The sequence below is a fragment of the Sulfolobales archaeon genome, assembly GCA_038897115.1.
Classification (GTDB): domain Archaea; phylum Thermoproteota; class Thermoprotei_A; order Sulfolobales; family AG1; genus AG1.
On the sequence record JAWAXC010000019.1, the window covers coordinates 1 to 18,971 of the forward strand.

23 protein-coding genes are annotated in these 18,971 nt (G+C 48.8%); 19 read left to right on the plus strand and 4 right to left on the minus strand.

Annotated features, from left to right (window positions below; all coding sequences use genetic code 11):
- Positions 1 to 393, plus strand: a 393-nt coding sequence (locus tag QXE01_03900) for a hypothetical protein (GenBank protein ID MEM4970378.1), incomplete at its 5' end; no start/stop codon positions are given.
- 17 nt (positions 394 to 410) lie between these two features.
- On the opposite strand, the gene QXE01_03905 is transcribed toward QXE01_03900, so the two are convergent.
- Positions 411 to 2,396, minus strand: coding sequence for a hypothetical protein (locus QXE01_03905; protein ID MEM4970379.1), 1,986 nt, complete (start codon positions 2,394 to 2,396; stop codon positions 411 to 413).
- A gap of 80 nt (positions 2,397 to 2,476) precedes the next feature.
- Between QXE01_03905 and QXE01_03910 the strand changes: the two genes are divergently transcribed.
- The 10 genes from QXE01_03910 (at position 2,477) to QXE01_03955 (ending at position 8,976) form a co-directional block, all read left to right on the plus strand.
- The gene (locus tag QXE01_03910) at positions 2,477 to 3,691 is read left to right on the plus strand and encodes a hypothetical protein (GenBank protein MEM4970380.1); all 1,215 of its coding nucleotides are present in this window, start codon (positions 2,477 to 2,479) and stop codon (positions 3,689 to 3,691) included.
- 43 nt (positions 3,692 to 3,734) lie between these two features.
- A complete protein-coding gene (locus QXE01_03915) occupies positions 3,735 to 4,136 on the plus strand; it encodes a hypothetical protein (GenBank protein ID MEM4970381.1) in 402 nt (133 codons plus the stop codon).
- A complete protein-coding gene (locus QXE01_03920; GenBank protein MEM4970382.1) occupies positions 4,115 to 4,612 on the plus strand; it encodes a hypothetical protein in 498 nt (165 codons plus the stop codon). The genes QXE01_03915 and QXE01_03920 overlap by 22 nt, the downstream gene beginning before the upstream one ends.
- Positions 4,609 to 5,106 carry a hypothetical protein gene (locus QXE01_03925; protein MEM4970383.1) on the plus strand — a complete coding sequence of 166 codons (498 nt, stop codon included), beginning with the start codon at positions 4,609 to 4,611 and terminating at the stop codon, positions 5,104 to 5,106. The genes QXE01_03920 and QXE01_03925 overlap by 4 nt, the downstream gene beginning before the upstream one ends.
- Before the next feature lie 36 nt (positions 5,107 to 5,142).
- The gene (locus QXE01_03930) at positions 5,143 to 5,814 is read left to right on the plus strand and encodes a hypothetical protein (protein MEM4970384.1); all 672 of its coding nucleotides are present in this window, start codon (positions 5,143 to 5,145) and stop codon (positions 5,812 to 5,814) included.
- A 52-nt stretch (positions 5,815 to 5,866) separates the two neighbouring features.
- Positions 5,867 to 6,355 (plus strand): hypothetical protein, encoded by a 489-nt coding sequence (locus QXE01_03935; protein MEM4970385.1) that lies wholly within the window; start codon positions 5,867 to 5,869, stop codon positions 6,353 to 6,355.
- 87 nt (positions 6,356 to 6,442) lie between these two features.
- The gene (locus QXE01_03940) at positions 6,443 to 6,976 is read left to right on the plus strand and encodes a hypothetical protein (GenBank protein ID MEM4970386.1); all 534 of its coding nucleotides are present in this window, start codon (positions 6,443 to 6,445) and stop codon (positions 6,974 to 6,976) included.
- A gap of 97 nt (positions 6,977 to 7,073) precedes the next feature.
- Entirely contained in the window at positions 7,074 to 8,339 is a 1,266-nt protein-coding gene (locus QXE01_03945) for a hypothetical protein (protein MEM4970387.1), read from the plus strand.
- A 47-nt stretch (positions 8,340 to 8,386) separates the two neighbouring features.
- Entirely contained in the window at positions 8,387 to 8,656 is a 270-nt protein-coding gene (locus tag QXE01_03950; GenBank protein MEM4970388.1) for a hypothetical protein, read from the plus strand.
- The gene (locus QXE01_03955; protein ID MEM4970389.1) at positions 8,653 to 8,976 is read left to right on the plus strand and encodes a hypothetical protein; all 324 of its coding nucleotides are present in this window, start codon (positions 8,653 to 8,655) and stop codon (positions 8,974 to 8,976) included. The genes QXE01_03950 and QXE01_03955 overlap by 4 nt, the downstream gene beginning before the upstream one ends.
- Here the strand turns inward: QXE01_03955 and QXE01_03960 are convergent.
- Positions 8,973 to 9,275 carry a hypothetical protein gene (locus tag QXE01_03960; GenBank protein MEM4970390.1) on the minus strand — a complete coding sequence of 101 codons (303 nt, stop codon included), beginning with the start codon at positions 9,273 to 9,275 and terminating at the stop codon, positions 8,973 to 8,975. The two genes, QXE01_03955 and QXE01_03960, sit on opposite strands and share 4 nt — an antisense overlap.
- Before the next feature lie 91 nt (positions 9,276 to 9,366).
- Between QXE01_03960 and QXE01_03965 the strand changes: the two genes are divergently transcribed.
- The 6 genes from QXE01_03965 (at position 9,367) to QXE01_03990 (ending at position 16,085) form a co-directional block, all read left to right on the plus strand.
- The gene (locus QXE01_03965) at positions 9,367 to 11,805 is read left to right on the plus strand and encodes a hypothetical protein (GenBank protein MEM4970391.1); all 2,439 of its coding nucleotides are present in this window, start codon (positions 9,367 to 9,369) and stop codon (positions 11,803 to 11,805) included.
- A gap of 146 nt (positions 11,806 to 11,951) precedes the next feature.
- Positions 11,952 to 12,329, plus strand: coding sequence for a DUF2153 family protein (locus QXE01_03970; GenBank protein ID MEM4970392.1), 378 nt, complete (start codon positions 11,952 to 11,954; stop codon positions 12,327 to 12,329).
- A 62-nt stretch (positions 12,330 to 12,391) separates the two neighbouring features.
- On the plus strand, positions 12,392 to 12,988 hold the full coding sequence (locus QXE01_03975; protein ID MEM4970393.1) for a hypothetical protein: 597 nt from the start codon (positions 12,392 to 12,394) through the stop codon (positions 12,986 to 12,988).
- A gap of 18 nt (positions 12,989 to 13,006) precedes the next feature.
- On the plus strand, positions 13,007 to 14,446 hold the full coding sequence (locus tag QXE01_03980) for a hypothetical protein (GenBank protein MEM4970394.1): 1,440 nt from the start codon (positions 13,007 to 13,009) through the stop codon (positions 14,444 to 14,446).
- Positions 14,447 to 14,481: 35 nt separating this feature from the next.
- Positions 14,482 to 15,549: a signal peptidase I gene (locus tag QXE01_03985; protein ID MEM4970395.1), complete on the plus strand. Its 1,068-nt coding sequence runs from the start codon at positions 14,482 to 14,484 to the stop codon at positions 15,547 to 15,549.
- Positions 15,546 to 16,085 carry a hypothetical protein gene (locus tag QXE01_03990; GenBank protein ID MEM4970396.1) on the plus strand — a complete coding sequence of 180 codons (540 nt, stop codon included), beginning with the start codon at positions 15,546 to 15,548 and terminating at the stop codon, positions 16,083 to 16,085. The genes QXE01_03985 and QXE01_03990 overlap by 4 nt, the downstream gene beginning before the upstream one ends.
- Here the strand turns inward: QXE01_03990 and QXE01_03995 are convergent.
- Together QXE01_03995 and QXE01_04000 are read right to left on the minus strand one after the other, a co-directional pair.
- Complete coding sequence (locus tag QXE01_03995) at positions 16,045 to 16,671, minus strand: hypothetical protein (protein ID MEM4970397.1); 627 nt, start codon at positions 16,669 to 16,671, stop codon at positions 16,045 to 16,047. The two genes, QXE01_03990 and QXE01_03995, sit on opposite strands and share 41 nt — an antisense overlap.
- Before the next feature lie 46 nt (positions 16,672 to 16,717).
- Entirely contained in the window at positions 16,718 to 17,872 is a 1,155-nt protein-coding gene (locus QXE01_04000; protein MEM4970398.1) for a bifunctional DNA primase/polymerase, read from the minus strand.
- A 44-nt stretch (positions 17,873 to 17,916) separates the two neighbouring features.
- Between QXE01_04000 and QXE01_04005 the strand changes: the two genes are divergently transcribed.
- On the plus strand, positions 17,917 to 18,195 hold the full coding sequence (locus tag QXE01_04005; protein ID MEM4970399.1) for a hypothetical protein: 279 nt from the start codon (positions 17,917 to 17,919) through the stop codon (positions 18,193 to 18,195).
- 12 nt (positions 18,196 to 18,207) lie between these two features.
- The gene (locus QXE01_04010; GenBank protein MEM4970400.1) at positions 18,208 to 18,969 is read left to right on the plus strand and encodes a hypothetical protein; all 762 of its coding nucleotides are present in this window, start codon (positions 18,208 to 18,210) and stop codon (positions 18,967 to 18,969) included.
- Positions 18,970 to 18,971 lie beyond the last annotated feature (2 nt).

Sequence of the window (18,971 nt, forward strand, 5' to 3'; positions counted from 1 at the left end):
TTAAGAACACCAAGAGTTAGACATATTCTGGCAAATGTTGGGAGAAAGAGAAACATACGTGGTAGGCTCTACATGAAGACAGCGTATAGAGTAATTATAATGTATTCTGTGCAGGATGGCTTGTTTCCAGCGATCTTTAGATGTAAGTTGCAGGACTGTGTTGCATCGATTGCTGAGATAGATGAGAAGATCTGTAGACATGGTAGATCGTGTGTCTCGCAGATCGAGGAAAAGATCGGGAAATTCTATAGTGAGGAATGGGTTGCAAGGTATGCTCAAAATTGTGGGAAATATCTTGGTGTTGAACCATATTGGTATTATTTAATTATTAAGACATCTTATGAAACTAATGAGGATGAGGCTCTCGTTTATAAAAAGATTTTTAAGAAATAGTGTTTCTAGATCATCTTCTATTGTGATGAGAGCTCTGCAACAGGTGTTATTGTGAATCTTAATGAGATTTTGATCTCTATCGTGTGGCTGCCTGATCCAGCAGCCTGGAACGATAGTGATGAGAATGATAGAGAGCTAGATATGCTTCTACCCTGATTATTACCTGCAAGGCAGGTTCCATTGGGGCAGCAGCATATCACATCTATATCTCCTCCGGGAAGCCAGATTGGATAGCACCAGCATCCAGGCTGCCACCCGCCTCCACCTCCTCCACCGCTGCCACCTCCTCCTTGTGATGGTCTTGGAGGCTCTCCTCCAATGCCTGCCCACGGCTTCTGGATATAGATTGTCATCCTCACAGACGCTGTTCCAAGCTGGTATGAACCAGTATATGTTTCTATATTACCCTGTGCAAGGGAAATAGGGGATAGCGGCACATATCCGCGACTGAAATCAGATGTCGATATATAGATATCTATGTTCTCTCTCTTTCCATCGATTACCACCGTGTAGTTCTGCAGATATATATTTATATACCCACCGCCTAAAAGTGTTGGCGGCTTCGGCAGCTTTGGGAGCGAAACCTCATAGATAGCTGATCCTCCTATTATGTCGAAGCCGGCTCTTAAATATAGTGATAGCATGTTTGAAAGTGCATAGGGATCTCTATATGTTGTTACACCAAGCTTTATCGTTATATTTACAATCCCCTCCGCCCTGCCATCGGGTGTTGGGTAGACGTAGTATTCGATGTATGATCCCTGATCGCTTATATCGAGCACATATCTGCAGTCATCCGTACCGTATAGATAACCGGCACATCCATATCTGATCTCCTGTGCTATGAGGCTTGAATGCTCGTCATATACCGTTGTTGTCCGTGGTATGAGTACACAGTTCGGGCACCCTCCTGAACCGATGTAATATGTGTATAGCCTCGAAGTAACCCAGTAGTACCAGTATTGCCAGGTGTACATGGTCTGTGTATATGGGTATATGTTGTTGCTATATACAACCAGTGTTTTCGACGACGACGTGGAGGGGTATATCGTTGCCCTCCTCTCATCCCTCTGCCCGTACTCGGCACCCCTTATAACAGATATAGATATATCCTGCGATGAATACGATCCTGAGACGGATGCCAGGATATCGTTGTAATAGCCGAAGTAGTAGTTCGTGCAGAAGTAATCCCTATAATCACTCACAGCAGGTGTTGTGCTTGGGTGCTCACCGGTTGGGTATGAATACGGTGTCTCTCCCGAGCTTATGCAGCATGTGAAGCAGATTTCAGTGCCATCGGGTCTTATGGTGCAGCATGTTCCCCACTCTTTGCAACACCACACACAGTCCGCCGAATATAGATCTCCTGTTGCCCTTGTCCCCTCCCTCCTTGTTATCTCTCTTGTGAGCAGGTCGCAGAAGCTTGTCCTCCTCGGATACGATCCCTCTACTTTGTAGTTTGGAGATGATATTGAGAGGCTGCTCCAGTACTGCGATATCCTTACATCTCCGATCGTCTTTGATCCGAATGAGTATGAGTTCGCCACATATCTACTCTCGCTCACACCCTGATCCTGTGGTGGCTGTGATGAGCTGAGACCACCTGCTATTGGTATTGCGAGCCTCCCGATCACCATGTAGCTCCTCTTGAAATCAGGTGTGAACCCTGGTGGCACTATGTCGGTGATCCTCACTATGTTTGTGCCCGGGGCTATCGAGATAGATCTTCCGAAGTAGGCTCCTGGCGAGGATGATCCATTGTATGCATATACCATGAAAACAGCTTTGAATGAGTATCCGGCTCTGTTATCCACGACTATGTCTCCAGCGGCTCCGAGCATTTGAACTGATATAGCGTCTGGCCCGGGGAATCTCTCTATAGCTGTGTACTGTGCTGTGTATGCGGAGAGATAGTAGATCGATAGGGCGATCGCAGTAGCTATCCCGGCAACAGCTATGGCTATAATTATAGATGATGCTGCAAGTTTGATCAGCCTCGTCATGCTCCGACCCATGCTATCTGTTAGAGGTGGATAAGCTTTCCAACAGCTTTTACATGGTGTGATTACCATTTGGTGGTGCCTTGAGCCAGACCATGGTTGCGGCTGCATCTGCCGTGGTGCTGGCTGTGTTTGCTATATCCATGGTCAGCTTCCTCATAGCATCTGGCTCAAGTGTTCTTGCAGCAGCGTATTATATGTCTAGGCTCTCCAGGGAGCAGCTGAGCGGATCCGTGTACCAGCTAGACCTGTATAGCTATGCTATCTACATAGCTAACAGCGGTGCTGAGCCTCTGAAGGCTAGATCATCTTTCTTCGAGATAAGCTTCGGATGCCAGGGAGGATCCGGGTATTATAGGACAAAAGTGGATCTCGGTTCATGGTCTCTCGCAAGCGGGGAGAGGCTATATAGAACAATAAGGTTCTCTGGATACGATTTGAATGCTATAAAAACCGTTGAGAATACATGTGCATCGCTTGGCAGAGCCATGCAGATCGATGGGGCATTCGTTGTTATCAGCGAGTCAGGTGCAACATATAGATTCCCGATTGAGAAGGCCGGCATGGCTATAGCAATAACAGCCGAGGATCTTGACGCTGGTGTCACAACCAAGGTTCTTCCCAATGGGAGGCAGATAACCATCTACACGAGGATGGTTCTAGCATGCTTCGCATCCCCATCGGGCTATCCCTACTACAGCTACTACCCATCATCACAGGAGGCACCGATCTCAGTAGACATATACTTCGGAGACTCCAGGGGGAACCTCGTCGATATGCCATTCCTCGGCGGTAGATGGCCATCGAATATAAGGCTTACCATATCTCAGTGGGACTCATATATATCTGCTAGGTGTACAAATGCTGTGCTTAAAAACGACTACCAGGAGATCAAATATGTTGTGCAGGGGCAGAGAAACGCCCCGTGGTACCTCTACTCAGGCGTCTTCCTCGGGGTCGCGATCGTAGCCGAATCCATTGGCCCGGGACTCAGAATCGATAGGATAGACACTGGGCTGACCAGCCCACCGGCGGATCCATCTGTTGCGGAGACATACACAGCCTATCTGAGGGCTAACTGGCAGGGAGACCCCGTGCCCCCCATAGCATGGATGTTCACACCAGAGTTCCTGCTGAAGCTCCAGGGGAAGAAAACTATCTTCCAGAGCTTCTCAGGTATAATCCTGGTAGGACAGATCTACATAGACCAGCTATCCAGCCTGGGATATGAGAGGAAGGTAACAATGTCCGTCAAGCTACCAATAATAATCTATCTGTCATCTGAGGCGGCTCCATAGAGGTATATCCTAATACATCTATGTAATTATATTGAGGATAGATATGTCAAGCCCCAGAGCAGCTGCTTATAACGCGATATTCGAGTATCTCAGGGAGAATAAGGCGATAAGTGTTCACACAGCTATAAAGATAGCAAGGGGCTTCGGTGCTTCTGTTAAGATGGCTAAGGATATACTGAGACAGCTTGAGGAGATAGACAAGGTAGTAGTATATGCTGGCTGCGATATATATATCTATCTTCCTTTCAAGGAGGAGGTGGATAGGATCAAAGCAAGCTCCTCGGAGGAGGAGAGGGCAAAGGCTGAGGAGATGATATACAAGGTGATAGAGGCGGAGGCATGTAAATCCGGTGTTAGCAGGAGCAGATGTAGCACAGCAATAGGTATTCTAAGCAGGGAGAGGGTTAGAGAGGTGATAAGCAGATGCGCATACAGAGACTACTAGGTGTTGCGGAAGCCGTGGTTGCACTGATAATGGTTCTTCTTGTTGCTGTTGCATTTACAATAGCATATCTGCTGATCAGTGGATCTATATATGTCACATCCGGGTCTATCTTCTATCTTGAGGTTATAGCATCTGGAACACCATCTGGATCTGCGGCAACATTCTCGATCAAGGTCAGGAACGTTGGGGACACACCCGTCTACATCGGGTCTCTATATATAATGCCAGCCTCAACATCGCAGAGCATCTCGATGTCCTGGTATAGATCTAGTGATAACAGTGTATCCGTATATATAGGGCAGCCTGGATCCAGTCCACAGTGTGGATCCAGGCTTCTCAGCCCCGGGCAGTTTCTCGAGGCAACAATAGAGATCATAGGCTCTGGATGGGTCAGGGGGACGCAGGTCATAGTCGTTTTCGTAGCATGTAACCCAGCAGGGGCACCTGTGAGCCAGAGTGCTAGGGTGGTTCTATGAGGGCCGTGTCAAACATAGTGGCTGCCCTGGCACTAGTCTTCATAGCAGTTATCATGGCATCAATAGCATCCTCGATCATAGCCTCCATGGTATCCTCAACAGCTAGGTTCTCACCACCAGAGATAGCGTCGTCGAAGCTGATCCTGCTTGTTCGAAATGCGTATCAGGGCGGGCAGCAGGGGTATATCGTGAGGGTCATAGCAACGGTTGTCCTCCCAACAGATTATCCAGGGCCACTCATGGTATGCCCCCTGATACCTGCTTTCCAGGGGAACAACCCCGTCCTCATCTATAACCCGGTGGATATCAGCTCCGGCGGCTGGTGCAGATCAATCCCATCATCTGCTGGTAGTGCGAGTACTGACTTCACAGTATTCATACCGGTTAGATCTGGCTACACATATTCAGACCCATCTGTGTGGCTCGTGGGGGTTGTCGATGCGGGCACAAGATCTGTTATCCACTCCGCCGCACCAATATTTGAAGTCCCATAGGCTTAACCATCTAAAGCATTTATATGGGGTGATATAGTGGGTATGGATCCAGAGGCTGCTGCTAGACGGGCTAAGATGCTGTTCAACATCGTCTCAGCCGCATTCCTCGTGGCGGGGATAGCGATATCTGCTATGCTGTTCCAGATACCGGGGGTTGGGGGGCTGGTAGGATCTATAGTGCTCGGCGGCACAGTAGTCATAGCCCTGATAATAATGTGGCTTGGTAGAAGGGTTGTGAGGGGGATAAGAGAAGCTGGCTATGCAGGAGGCTCAGAGGTTGTTGCAGCCCTCCTCACAGCAGCAGTATCATTTGCATATCTGATGCTCGCGTCCGCCCATGCACAGATAGCATTCACATGTGACCAGAACACCGTGAATACTCTCAATACCATCTTGTCATTTGCGAGCCTGCTTGGCATATTCATATACGTCATCCTAGCCCTCTTCGGGATGCTAGGCTTGTTCTTCTCAGGGCTATCGCCGTTCCTGAGAGAGATCTTCGCTCTCCAGGCCTTCTCAGTAATGATCACGCCGCTTATATTCTGGGCCTTCTTCCTATTCGGCCTCGACAGGGCGATAAATGTTCAGCCCCCGCAGCAGACTGGCACAGCTGGTATCTGCCAGATAAATGTGAACCTGGATCAGGGGCCGATAGCCTTCAGACTCCTCGGATGGTTCCTCAAACCAGTGGGGCTCTGGCCACAGTAGATTTTACTTGAACGCTTTTTCCTATCCACATATCTTTTTTGGAGTGCCTGCTTTGCACCGCAGAGTAGTTTATAGATCTGTGTCCAAGGGTGTTTCGCAGCTTGTAGCGACTATTTTGATTGCAGCCGCCGCTGGTGTCCTCGCAGCTGTCTTTGCATCCACCTTCCTACCCATGATCCCATGGCTTGCACCCTACGAGCCCCGGGTCTCTGTCAGCGTTGTATCCGCGTCGTATAGCGGTAATGTCATTGTCCTCACACTCGTTGTCCAGCTACAGTCATATGCACATGGCAGGGTCTATTTAGATACCGTATATGGATCATATGTTGTCTCCGGGTCTGTGCAGCAGCTCACACCGCTATCCGGGTGTGGGAGCCTCACGCAGGAGATATGCAGCGGCCCACTAGCAGGATCGACACAGATATTCAGCGTAGCACTGGCAGCACCGTCACAGATCCAGCCTGGTGGTGAGGGCACCGTTGTACTGAGATTCGGCTATGGATCTGGTTATTTCACAGCATCAGCCACATTCAGACTCTAGGAATAGATCTGTAGAAGATCTATCTCCAATTCAGAGCTTTGATCGGGAAGCTTAACCCGTGACAGCTATGTTTATGAGGATAGATATATGATGTTGCCAGCCACCAAGACTAGAAGGGTAAAGGGTATAGCAGAGGTAGTGATCATAATAGTGATCCTAGTAATGGCGATGGTGGCGGCGATCCTGGTGTGGTTCTTCGTAATTCCTAGCCTGAGCGGCGGTAGCGGCGTAACCTATGGACTTGGAGTTAGTGGAACAGGATCTACAGACGGCTCAAGGGCAGTGATATCCATATCAATACAGAACTCAGGTTCAAAGCCTATACAGGTGCAGGGGGTATGGATATCCCCTGGAGGCTCTGGTGCACCAACAACCGCTACGGTTTCGAGTGTACAGCCTACCAGCATACCTACATCAGCTGTTACATATGGTACTACACCACCTGCCACTAGACCTGCTGGGAGCCTAGTGGTTCAGCCTGGAACAAGTGCCACGATAACCATAGTGCTTACGGGGACTGGCTTCTACAGGGGTACACCGCTAATGGTAACGATATATGCTAATGATGCTACAAACCCAGCTCTAACAAATGATCAGAGCACCAGGTTTACCCTGAGCTAGAGTTCTCTTTTTTATCCATATCTTTTCGGGGTTATCCCTGGTTTCTTCGATAGCATCTCAGATCAGGGACTATGTCTCTGAGCTAAGGCCAGCAGCTATGCAGGGTTTCTTCGGTGTTGGGAAGACCAGGTCTGTCCTAGAGGCTGTGTCTATGAAGCCCGGCCCTGTTGTCATTGTTTCAGAGCCTCTGAGGGTTCTCAGGGATGATGTTGCGTCTAGATATAGATCTCTCAGCGGTAGGCAACCTCCTGTTCTGAGGGCTCATGACGAGGTATGCCAGGATCTCGCACAGATGATCTCATCGGGCCTCGGATATTTCGAGGCACTATCGAAGCACCTCGCGAGCGGCAGATGCATATATCCAGATCATGTTAGGGCTGTGGCATCATCAGCCTATTCAGAGGGTATTCTTGTGACGACGCATAGACTATCAACCATAGCGAAGATCGTTGTTGATGCTGTGGTTGGATCGCCATCGTATCTCGTTGTGGATGAGGCTGAGGACTTCGTACTCAAAGCTCTCGAGCCCAGAGACCCTGCTGAGATCGAGCCGCTTAGGATGGATCCCACTGTATGGAGGAGGATAACACGTATATACGAGAAGATCGGCGGCAAGTATTATCTAAAACCAGGTTATGTCATGACATCCATGAGGTATATGCTCCTATCAGCAACGATACCAGGCACCCTGAGGATTGTCTTCGAGCAGGTAGCTGGCTACGATGATATTGACAGGATAGTCCCGCCGAGCAGGGATGATATATTCATATTCCACAGGGATGTCATATCATCATCGGATATAGAGACCTCGCCCCACAAGGTGGTGAGGGTTGTCTCCGGCATATGCAGGCCGGCTGTGGATGGTGGCGGGCTATGTGCTGTTATCTCTAAGAACAAGAGATCCACGTCTCTCATAGCTGATGGGCTGAGGAGGCTTGGGATACCAGCTATATCGGATCAGGATCAGGTTGTGAGGATACCTAGTGGATACTCAGGAGCAGTGATCATAACTGTTGGTGGCAGGTTCTACAGGGGTGTCAGCCTCCCAGAGGCTGATGTTGTTGTATCCCTCTTCCAGAGGCACTACCAAGACCCCGAGCACCCAGTGTTATCGGCTATATCTGCTAACAGCCTTGACTGGAGATACGCATATGAGCTCTCGATGGCAGCCAATCTACAGGCGTCGTATCGGTGTAATAGGAGCGGTGGTAAGAGGCATGTGATGGTCTTCCTCGATACCAGATATAGGGAGGCGTTCTCATCATTCTACGCCGATGAGATGAGGAGCAACAGGATCTACACAGAGCTCATCGAAGTAGACAGCGTGGAGGATGCTGTGAAGACAGTCGAGAAGATCTTCTAGATCCGTATATAAGCCTTCTAACCCAATAATATCTTTTTGGGGATAGTATGTGGAGATGGAGCCCATTTGGATCCGGCTATAGAAACACGATATGCCCATCATGCGGTGGGAGGGGGTACTGTAGGGAGTGCTTTGGCAGGGGCAGGATCAGGACTACCTGCTCTGAATGCCTCGGAAGCGGTGTAGTTGGGAGCGGCAGCACAGGGGCATGGAGGAGATGTAGATATTGCGGAGGCTCTGGATACGTGTATGAGCAGTGCTACAGATGCGGAGGATCCGGTACCTGCAACACTTGTGGGGGCTCTGGATATATATGACTAGTCCGCAGGTGTTCGCGGCACTCGCAGATCTATTCATGGAGATCGCATCCATCCTAGGGATCAAAGGATCTAGATGCACATACACATTCCCAGCAGAGTTCGAGGAGGTTCTCTCATGCCCATCATCAGCAATATCCGTTGAGAGGATAGATGGAAGGGTTGTTGCATACGCAGAGTGCGGATCTAGATATGCTGTTGCAGAGATAGCGAGGGGTGTTGCAACGGCTAGGGGGAGGAGGATCGGCTATATAGAGTGTGGAGAAGAAATATACATGATCAAGCTAGTAGCTGTGGGCAGGAAAAAAGAAAAGGGCTAGCGAACAACAGCTCTTTTTCTCTTCTCCATCTCCTCCATCATAGCATGTCTCTCCTGCATCTTTCTAAGGATTGCATTCTGTGCCTCTATGGCTAGGTTATAGAGGTGGTGGTTGATCATAACCGCTGCGTATGCGTGTGGATCACTCATTATGAGCCCAAGCTCGACCCTCGCAGGGCCTGGGTCGCTCAGCGAGATAGCGAGATCATTAACCCGGTTCAACCTGGACTCCAGGCTCTTAACCCTCCTAGTATTCTGATCTTTTTTCATCTGCTGCTTCTCAGCATCCTCAGCAGACATATAGACCCCCAATAGATGTGACCGTGGAAAAGGGTTTTGTTTGCCGGTGTAGCTATATGCTTATCTGTGCCTGGAAATGCTTTGGATAGCCATGCCTGCCCGGCATAGGAGGATCCCGCCTTCTAGGGCTGTGTCAATAGCTCTTCGAACCATGGTAAGGGCTGCTAAGGCTTTCTTCCACCAGTCCTACATCTATCAGAGGATCGCTATGCTCATACAGCTCTCATTTATATTGGTTATAGAGGTTATCAGCATATACCACCTATACAGATCTGTGGATCCCCTCTACCTCGAGATCGGGCTCTCCGCCATGGCAGCCTCACCGCTGATCCTCATATATATGGCTCCACATGCCAACCTGTTCAACTTCTCGCTCTACATAGCATCCTCCCTAGCCTCGTACTACGCAGGGCTCACACAGAGCCTCCCAGTACATGGCTTTGCAATAGCAGCATCTCTAGCAGCCATCTCGCCGAGGCTTAGATTCACGCTTGACTCCCCAGTTGTTGAGAGGGCGATTGCGAGAGGGTTCTCGATCCTCAGGTCTAGCATTAGGAGGAGTGCCATCCCCCTAACCCTGTCCGAGCTGAGGGCCAGGCTGCTTGATAACATCCTCACCGTCGCATCTTTTATAGTGTCGTTTGTAGCCTTCATGGCTACGAGGAACCCTGTTATGTCTCTATCTCTCATCCTGTCTATGCTACTGCTGTTCGTGCTGGTTTTCGGCATCTTCATGTCTCCAGCACAGATAGATGTTAGGTTCATCTCTGGAAAGGGTATCTTCAGGATCTACAGGAACTTCGCAAGGTATAGGGGGCTTCGAAGCCTTGCCGAGAGGATTGGTAGGACGATAGCTGATGATCTTGAGAGGGCAGGCATATCTGTGGATCCAATGCTCTATGCTGCTAAATATCTAAGCTACTCCCTGATCCTTCTATCCATATCTCCATCTATATATACTTCCATCGTGATCCTGGTGCCACAAGCCCCATATATATCGATCGCATCGTTGGTCGCCCCGATCATCCCCATCGCCGCTATGAGGATAGCTATCCAGACGGCTATCTCTTCGAGGAGATCTAGGCTTGAAAAGGCATACCCGTTCTTCACAGTCCTATCAGCAGTAGCTATAATAAACGGTGTGAGGGATCTTGAGAAGATATTCGAGATGTTCATACCGGGATCCAAGGCCTCTGAGTTGCTTCCACAGATGTCTACAGAGGCGTCTATCCTCCTCAGATACGTAAGGATCATGGGTCTGACCCCTGTGCAGGCGATCGATAGATATATCTCCTACTGCCCCAGTGAGAGCTTCAGAAGCTATATGAGGGGTTATGTCAATCAACTAGCAATCGGAACTCCTCTGAAGGATTTCGCTGTGAGGATGGTTATGGAGGCTCTGGAGCTTATGAAGAGGAGGTTGGAGGGTCTCGGTGCTATTCTCAACACGATGCTTACGATCTTCATAACAGCCCTCTCATTCCCAGTACTCCCCCTGATCATGGGTGTGCTTCTAAACCCAGAGAGCGTTGTCCCGATGATAATCGCTATGATGCTTATGGGAGGGCCGCTGGCATATATCCTCTTCAACATGGCGGCGAGCAAGATATCCGTGTCCTTCCCGAACAAGCTTCCGAGGATGAAACTGTTCTACCCATCGGCAGGGCTGATCATTGGGACGGCTTTGGCACTCGCACTGATATACTACCTCGGACAGCCTGTCTCGATAGCATCTACAGTCCTCTTCATATCCTTCCTAGCAGGGCTTGCGATCGACTTTAGAAACGCGTATAGAGAGGCCGCTGAGGTTGAGAGAAACATAGTTGTGTTCCTCAACTCAATAGCGGATCTCGTGGAGGTCAGGAGCGTGGGCAAGGCATTGGAGTATCTCATAGTCGAGACCAGGAGGGCAGGCGGCTCTAGGTTTGGTAGGAGCTTCATGGAGATCATTGAGAGGATGGCGTCATATCTCCAAAAGGGAGATCCGCTTGCGAAGGCAAGCTGGTTCTCAGGATCATGGCTGATGAGGTTTGTCCAGGTTGTTCTCTCGCAGGTTGAGACAGCTGGGCAGAGATCGAAGGAGGTTATCAAGATGCTAGGCTGGTTCTTCTCCGACTACATCGTGATCGTGAGGACAACGAGATCCAGGCTATTCATGGCGGTCGGGATCATGATGATGGTTCCAGCTGTTCTCGTCATAGTGTTGTCGGCGGCGATGGGTATTGTGAGCAGCGCCTCATCAGTTGTTGCAAAGGCAAACATCGATGTGGAGGCACTTCTCAGCCAGGCTAGGAACATACCCGTGCCGAAGAGCGTGCTATCCCTTGTAACCGGTAAGGGTATTGACACATCTGTGGCGGGCCTCGTGGACTTCCTCATAGTCGAGATCGGGATTGTCCTATCGCTCGCAGCCTCGAAATCGATCTACGGGACGCTCCGGGCAGCAAGGATACCCCTCATCATGTCCATCTTCATCCTCGCATTGCTGCTCATGAAACCACTATTCATCCAGATGATGATAATAAAATAGTTGGCAAACCTCGCCTTTGAAGGCGGGGTTAGATTTTTAAGCCCCCAATCCATTTGCTAGTTACCAGCGAAACCCCGCCCTGAAGGGCGGGGAAGGGGTCATAATACCAATGAGATAGCTTTTCCAATACATCTTTGGGAGACAATATGAGCCAGATAGCATGGGTGGAGTATCTAGGCAAGGTGCTGAAATACCTGGAGGAGGAGAACGAAAGAATAGTCAGCGGAAAGGCGGATAGACTGGAAACAGTGCTAGCTATTGACCAGGCTCTGCAGATCCTCGGCGAGAGTGTTAAGAACTGGATAGCGTGGATCAGAAGACCAGATGTCCTGGAGCTCTTCGACGAGAGCGATTGGAGGAGGGTCTGGGCTAAGATCTACGAGCATGCCAAGGGCATACTGACAGAGGATATGATCCACACGGCGGAGTATGAGGAGAGGATAAAGAGGACAGGGCCGCGGAAGATATCAGCGGCTATAGAGACACATCAGAGGGAAACACATAGCACACCAACATCTATGTAGCACATGCTTTCCCAATCAACCGCTCCTTTATATCTACTCAGTATATTTTTGGGAGTTAGAAAGTGAGAGGCTTACAATATATAGCTGCTATCGTCGCCCTAGCAATGCTTTCAGTGGCATACGCAGGTGTGTTTGTCTACTACCCGATAAATGTTAGCCTATCGCCTGTGAATCCTCCGATAGTGTTTGCACAAGGCAGCAACGCGGGACAGCCGGATCTTGGAGGCGGTGGGACACCATATACCAGCAACACAATAGTTGCTAGCCCCGGTTCAAACGGTGCGAGCCTCTCGATAACGCTGCACCCGACTTACCAGCATAACTACTACTACAACATCAGCCTCATAATAAACAACGATGGAAAGGCATACTATATAACATTCAGAGTCCTCACAGCCATGACCCTCCCAGCAGGCTCCGCTGCCAGGCTCATCATATTCAACGCACCCAGCGGCGGATCTAAGGTTGCAGATGTGAACCTTCTAGCCACTGGAGATACATCTGCAACTGCACAGATACCTGCTGGTGGAAAATGGAGGATAGATATCTACATACTAATACCAGAGGGATCAACGTTACCTTCATCCGCATCTGCCACTTTACAGCTCATCTACAGCCCAGAGACAGGTGTGTCTCCACCGTCAGTCCCACCACCATAGATCTGAGGAGGTCTAGCGATGAAATATGGGAGAAAAAACCTTTTTTATATCTATATATGTATTATCCTCTCTATCCTGCTCCTCTCCATATTATATGCATCTATATTCACATACTATCCAATCCAGGTTAGTTTCCAACCCGTCAGCCCGCCCATAGTCCTTCGAGACCCTTCACAGCCGGGGGTCACAGTATCGACGGGATCTGCGGGGGCGTCTGCAACGGTGTCATATCTGATACCATATACAGTATCCATATCCCAGGGGGTTATATACTATAGCACATTCGACACAGGTCTCCCAAGCGGGTGGAACACCTATGGTGCTGGTAGATGGGCTTCCAGCCCGGGCTGGGCTTCTCAGGGTGTATCTGGATCCACTAGTGGTGGTCAGGCCCAGACAGATGTTGCATACTATGCATCAGATCTATATTCGTCACAGTATAATGGATATATATATCTGGCAGCATATATATCCACATCAAATATAAACAGCGGCAGATGGGCTGGAATAGCGTTCCACGGAACCGCTACAGAGAATTTCTATGCATGCACAATAGGGGATGGAGGTCGGCTAGAGATCATCTTAAGAATATCTTTTATATCTGAGTCCTGGACAGCCCTCTCCTCGGTCACAGCATCTATATTGAGTAACAAGTTCTACCTCCTAGTCTGTGCTAGGAACCCATCTACTGGTGTGATTATTGCACAGCTCTACGACCCATCAACAGGCTCCCTAGTTGCGAGCACATCAGCCACAGACACCACTATAGGGCCCACATCAATCGGGCTGGTTGTTAGAAGAACCGCTGGGGGTGGGTCAGGGGTATCCGCTGTTTTTGACGAGCTAGTGCTAGCCTATAGGGATCCTAGGTTTGTATGCATCACCAATGTGCCGTCTGGCTGGGGGGTCGAAATATACAATGGATCCACTCTCATCGGCTCCCAGATATCTAGTGGATCCGCTGCTGAGGTGTGCCTCCAGATCTATGGCCCATCATCTCCTCAGGGTAGCTATAGCACGATACTCAGGCAGGGCGTTATAAGGGTCTATGACTCTTCGAATATCCTCAGGGCTTCCCTCGGCCCCCAGGTCATCGTCGGTGGGAGCCTCTACAGGCTTGACCCCCAGGCATCAACAACAAGGATCCTCAATGTGTTGAACCTAGATGGGAAGAGCTACTACGCCCTGCTCACACTAATAAACTACAGCTCCTCAGGCTTCTCATCAATACAGATCAGGGTCTGTGGATCCACATGCTCTTCATGGATCTCCATACCTCCCCCACCATCGCAGACAACAGAGATCCAGATCCCGTCTGGGACAGGATATATAGAGCTTAGCCAGACACCCACTATGAGCGGTGCACAGGCATCTATATCCCTCTTCCTCAACTACTCAACCCTGCCAGGGCAGCAAGGAGCCTCTGTTGCATATCCAATCTCGATCTCGCTGAAATAATACTCTATTTTTTCCACGTTATTTCTGGGGCTTGTTTGCTCCGCATAGCTGGTTATGCATTCCTATCGCTGTTCATGGTGCTTGTGCTCGGGAGATACATAGGTCTGCCGATATTCATCGTCCTGATCGTATCGCCATCCATGGTTCCAGCCATATACCCAGGCGATATGGTTCTCCTCAGCCGCAGCAGCTTTGATGTAGGCGATGTTGTTATCTGGTGCTCCTCTGCTCTTTTCTGCGTTGTCCACAGGGTCATAGAGATCAACGGGTCATCGGTTGTTACCAAGGGAGATGCTAACCCAGCACCAGACAAGCCAATACCGAGAGAAGCGGTGAAGGGGAAAGCAGTAGCTGTGATCCCTAGGTGGCTGTGGATCCCGATGGCATCTACACTCATAGCGTTCTATCTATATCGCACCATAGGAATATCCAGACCAAGATCATCCCCAGGCCTTGCACTCGCCATCGTGCTCGCATATGCAGTTGTCACATCGATATATATCCTCGCTATACCCGCATCACATGTGCTCCTGGATGGGCTTGCAATACCCAGCATAGATCTCAGGGGTGTTTATATCGAGAACAACACGGTATATGCTGTGTTTATCCCGAGGAACGCATCCGTAGCATCCCTCGAGACATGCAGATATGTGTATGGACTGCATGTAGCTACCTGCACGGCTTCTTTTAACGGCACAGCCATATCGATCCAGATACCTCCTGAGGTGTTCAGGGAGATGAATATAGAGGGTGTCTCGAGGATAGATATCACCATAGCAGCGGATCTTGTTCTCGAGGGCGGGAGGCATGCGAAGCTGATATCATGGAACTACAGCGTCTTCCACACATATAGAGAGCCCGTTGTCGAGGTCTCTGGCAAGATTGTTTTGATTAGAAACCCGAACCCCGGGTGCCTGGATGTGAATATAACGTCTATGGTTGCTAACCGTGCTGGGGATCCCTGGAATGTCTCTTCGAGATCGCTCTGCATAGATCCATGGGGATCCTACGTTCTTGATCTCTCGGGCTATAGATATGCATCCATCAAGATCGAGTATATCCTATCCGGCAAGACCCGCGTTATCCAGAGGGTTCTGCAATGAACCTGGCACGGGTATTAGAGGTTATAGCTGCTTCGACCCTGATTATCTATGCCATATCAGCCCTGATCACCCTATTAACACCGATCTATATCTTCAGAGGAGATATAGATGGGTATCTATCGCTCTCCGGGTATAGCCTGTTTGGTTTTGGCAGCGAGATAAGATCTCAGATGGCTGAGTCTGCAATGCTATACACAGCCCCGATATATGCCTCGGCATTGTTTGCACTTGCATCATCCCTTCTATCCATTCTCAGGGGATCTCCATGGCTTCTACTCTCAGCATCTGGTATAGCGGTGATGTCCACCGGGATCCTCAGAGGTGTTCTCTACATCCTGGGGCTAGTTGCATCGGCGGTTTCAAAGGATCCGAGTCACCAGACAGCGGCTGGCAGGATCATCTTCCAAGGAACAGAGGTATATATCGGCACAGGCTATATAGCGTCGCAGATAGCCTTGGTAACACCGTATGTGTCGCTGGCACTAGCGGTGATCATTACATTCTTCGCTCTGAAGAAACAGATGCACGGTGTTTAAGCTCTGATTCGAGACTTTCCATCTCCCTCAGAAGCCTGCGGATATTCTCATCATATCTCTTTATATTTATCTGCATCTCTGATTTGAAGCTCTGGGTGAATCTATTTGATATGCATGTGAAGAAACTCTGTATCTCTCTCTCGTGGTTCCCCGGGGCACCTATATATGATCTGGCCATTATAAGGGCTGCAACCACGGCAATGGCTTTCGGGCTTGCTACTTGATCGGTTATTGATATGGATCTCTCGAATGCTCTTCTGAACCTGCTGAACCTCTCGAGCAGAGATCCATCTGTTTTCGAGGCCTCAGACACTGCTCTGCTGAGCCTCTGTGCCCTCAAATATATTCTTCTTATAGCATCCGCCGCTGACTCGCAGAAAGTCTCTGGCATGTTATTTGCGGAGCATATATCCATTATCTTTTTATATTTCTCCCTGATCGCTTTCTCGAAGTATGTCAGATCGGATCTATCTGTCTCTAGGATACCGAGTACAGGGGGTGTTCCATAGTGCTGTGTGAATGACCTCGGCGGCACATATACCTCGAAGGAATCTGTTTCATCAGGCTCCCTAAACACGTGATCCATGGACACGGGGGAACCCGCCATATTATGCGAAAATACCGCGGCCCTTCTAGATCTTTTTCCTTTTACCGATGATCAGGGTGTATGGATCTCTGACTGGACATGGATCCATGCCTATGAGATCGCATAGTGGGCACATACCATATGCCATGACCCTGAACGTGCCATATCTATACACATTATCAACAGCGTTTCTCGGGCTATCCCTCACAGGATCCTCTGTGCTGTCTATGAAGGAGATCCTCGATATAGCCTCGTAGGCATCCTGCTCCGAAACACCGAGGATCCTCATGGCTACCGCAACTAGGTGTAGGAATATGAACCTAGATGTCCTCTGTATCCTCATAGCATCAACAATAGTCTTTCGAACCCTAACAGGCTCTCCACATGCTGCTCTTCTAAGCTCTATAGCCATTCCATGACAGCCGCAGGATCTGAAAAACTCTGCTGCAGCCATAAGTAGATCTCCGCCAGCAGATGACATGATTCTTCTTGCTTCTAAAACACCAATAGATGGAAACCCGATCTGATGGTATGGATATTGATATATATTGGTGTTACTAGTGCTCTGCCCAGCTATTCTAACCCTTACATTCAATATCCTTTTAAACGACTCTTCAATATATCTCCTTGCATCCGAGATCGATGTTCTTGGTGGTATCTCCCCACATATAGCCTCATATCTATATTCTTTTACGCTATCTCTCAATATGCTTGGAGCTACTATGAAGTATCCATCGTATTTGTACTCGATGTATTTAGCATCTGAAGAGATCGAATAGTCTTTATCTGTTCTGAATATATAGTGTCTCCCGTTGCTTGCTGTCTTCTCAACATATGCCCCTGCACTGCACATGAGCTCGTCGAGTGTATCTATATATGCTGATGCTGCAGGCTCTTTTCTTAGATCTATGTCTATGCCTATCAACCCCGATTTTTTGAGCCATATCGCCCATGCATTGTGCCCCTTTGTCGCGTAGATCCTAGAGATCTCCAAGATCTTATCAGACTTCCAAGTGACATATAAGCCTCCAACTGATCTGCATCTCTCTTCACACCCGCCTTTCCCTGGAAGCTCGCTACACTCATATATTTTTTCGGCTATGCAGAAGCTCAGAGGGGCTTTCGCATCTTCAAGGCTATATGCATTTCCCCGTATAGGGAATATCCATATGCCCCTCTCTATCAGTTCGTCTATCCTCATCGACCACCCCATTTCTAACTAGAAAAATGGTGGGCTAGGTGTTTGTGAAGAAGAGATATACTATGGTGCATTATAAAAAAGTTGCAAATGGTGCATATGATGTGTCTCTATGCACAGATGATGGTTCTTGTGATAAGGTGCATGCAAGAGGCATAATGATTCACTTCGAACTCCTCAACAGAGAGCTTGATGACGAGGCATCGATAAACATTGCAAATGGATCGATATATACATACTACGAATACGATCCATGCAGAACAAGAAGATATATAGAGATAGAACTGGATGCAGAACAAACACCTGGTAACCACGCTAATCATTAGCCATAGATAGAGGTGTGGTTCTGCTTGGCGGTAACTCCGAGGAAGAGGGATCTTGATGAGATAGAGTTTAGGTTTGAAAGGGTTCTAAGATCTGGCAATGTTGTTAAGGGGTTTACACGTGCTACTGCAAAGTATGAGTTGATCCCATATTCTCTCATGATAGTCGATGCCCTGAAGAGCGATGACCCGCTCAAAGATCTTGAGAGGCAATATATAGAGGGTGTTGAGAGAACTATAAGAACTCTTCAGATGCTGAGAGACAAAGTAAGGATCTATATGAGACCTGATGACGCATCTAACGTGAAGATCTATGCGTGGAGCCATAGAGAGGGTGAGGTAATGCTCCTACTCAGATTCGGAAACAGCATGAGGATACTCGATGAGAGACCAGAGGTCGAGCCAATATATATAAAGATCAAGGATGGCAGAATATCTGTTGGGACAAGGGTTCACTATAAGACTGTCATGTGGTTCGACCTGGATAGAGCGGATATAATAATCAACCCGCTTGGACACACACCGGTTGTCATCAACAAACATCCTGACACGGGGCTCGACCTCCTCAGAGGTGTATGGGTATATCTCTCCCTAGCCTCCGCCGCACAGCCAATAAAAGATCTGGTGAGGTACGAGGTATACAAGCTTGACGGTGAGAAACTGAGCTCCGACGAAAAAACACTCAATATAGAGATATCGTCTTTCTTCAAAAAAGTCCCGAAGAGGCACGAGCTACCAGAGTTTGTCAGGAAGATGCTGAAATTGAAATATAACTAGCA

Excerpts from the sequence above, each read along its gene's own strand:
- QXE01_03940 (MEM4970386.1), top strand. The coding sequence starts at position 6,443 with ATGATGTTGCCAGCCACCAAGACTAGAAGGGTAAAGGGTATAGCAGAG.
- QXE01_03950 (MEM4970388.1), top strand. The coding sequence starts at position 8,387 with ATGTGGAGATGGAGCCCATTTGGATCCGGCTATAGAAACACGATATGC.
- QXE01_03905 (MEM4970379.1), bottom strand. The coding sequence starts at position 2,396 with ATGACGAGGCTGATCAAACTTGCAGCATCATCTATAATTATAGCCATA.
- QXE01_03995 (MEM4970397.1), bottom strand. The coding sequence starts at position 16,671 with ATGGATCACGTGTTTAGGGAGCCTGATGAAACAGATTCCTTCGAGGTA.
- QXE01_03970 (MEM4970392.1), top strand. The coding sequence starts at position 11,952 with ATGAGCCAGATAGCATGGGTGGAGTATCTAGGCAAGGTGCTGAAATAC.
- QXE01_03915 (MEM4970381.1), top strand. The coding sequence starts at position 3,735 with ATGTCAAGCCCCAGAGCAGCTGCTTATAACGCGATATTCGAGTATCTC.
- QXE01_03965 (MEM4970391.1), top strand. The coding sequence starts at position 9,367 with ATGCCTGCCCGGCATAGGAGGATCCCGCCTTCTAGGGCTGTGTCAATA.
- QXE01_03990 (MEM4970396.1), top strand. The coding sequence starts at position 15,546 with ATGAACCTGGCACGGGTATTAGAGGTTATAGCTGCTTCGACCCTGATT.
- QXE01_03920 (MEM4970382.1), top strand. The coding sequence starts at position 4,115 with ATGCGCATACAGAGACTACTAGGTGTTGCGGAAGCCGTGGTTGCACTG.
- QXE01_03955 (MEM4970389.1), top strand. The coding sequence starts at position 8,653 with ATGACTAGTCCGCAGGTGTTCGCGGCACTCGCAGATCTATTCATGGAG.
- QXE01_03980 (MEM4970394.1), top strand. The coding sequence starts at position 13,007 with ATGAAATATGGGAGAAAAAACCTTTTTTATATCTATATATGTATTATC.
- QXE01_03945 (MEM4970387.1), top strand. The coding sequence starts at position 7,074 with ATGCAGGGTTTCTTCGGTGTTGGGAAGACCAGGTCTGTCCTAGAGGCT.
- QXE01_03960 (MEM4970390.1), bottom strand. The coding sequence starts at position 9,275 with ATGTCTGCTGAGGATGCTGAGAAGCAGCAGATGAAAAAAGATCAGAAT.
- QXE01_03925 (MEM4970383.1), top strand. The coding sequence starts at position 4,609 with ATGAGGGCCGTGTCAAACATAGTGGCTGCCCTGGCACTAGTCTTCATA.
- QXE01_04000 (MEM4970398.1), bottom strand. The coding sequence starts at position 17,872 with ATGAGGATAGACGAACTGATAGAGAGGGGCATATGGATATTCCCTATA.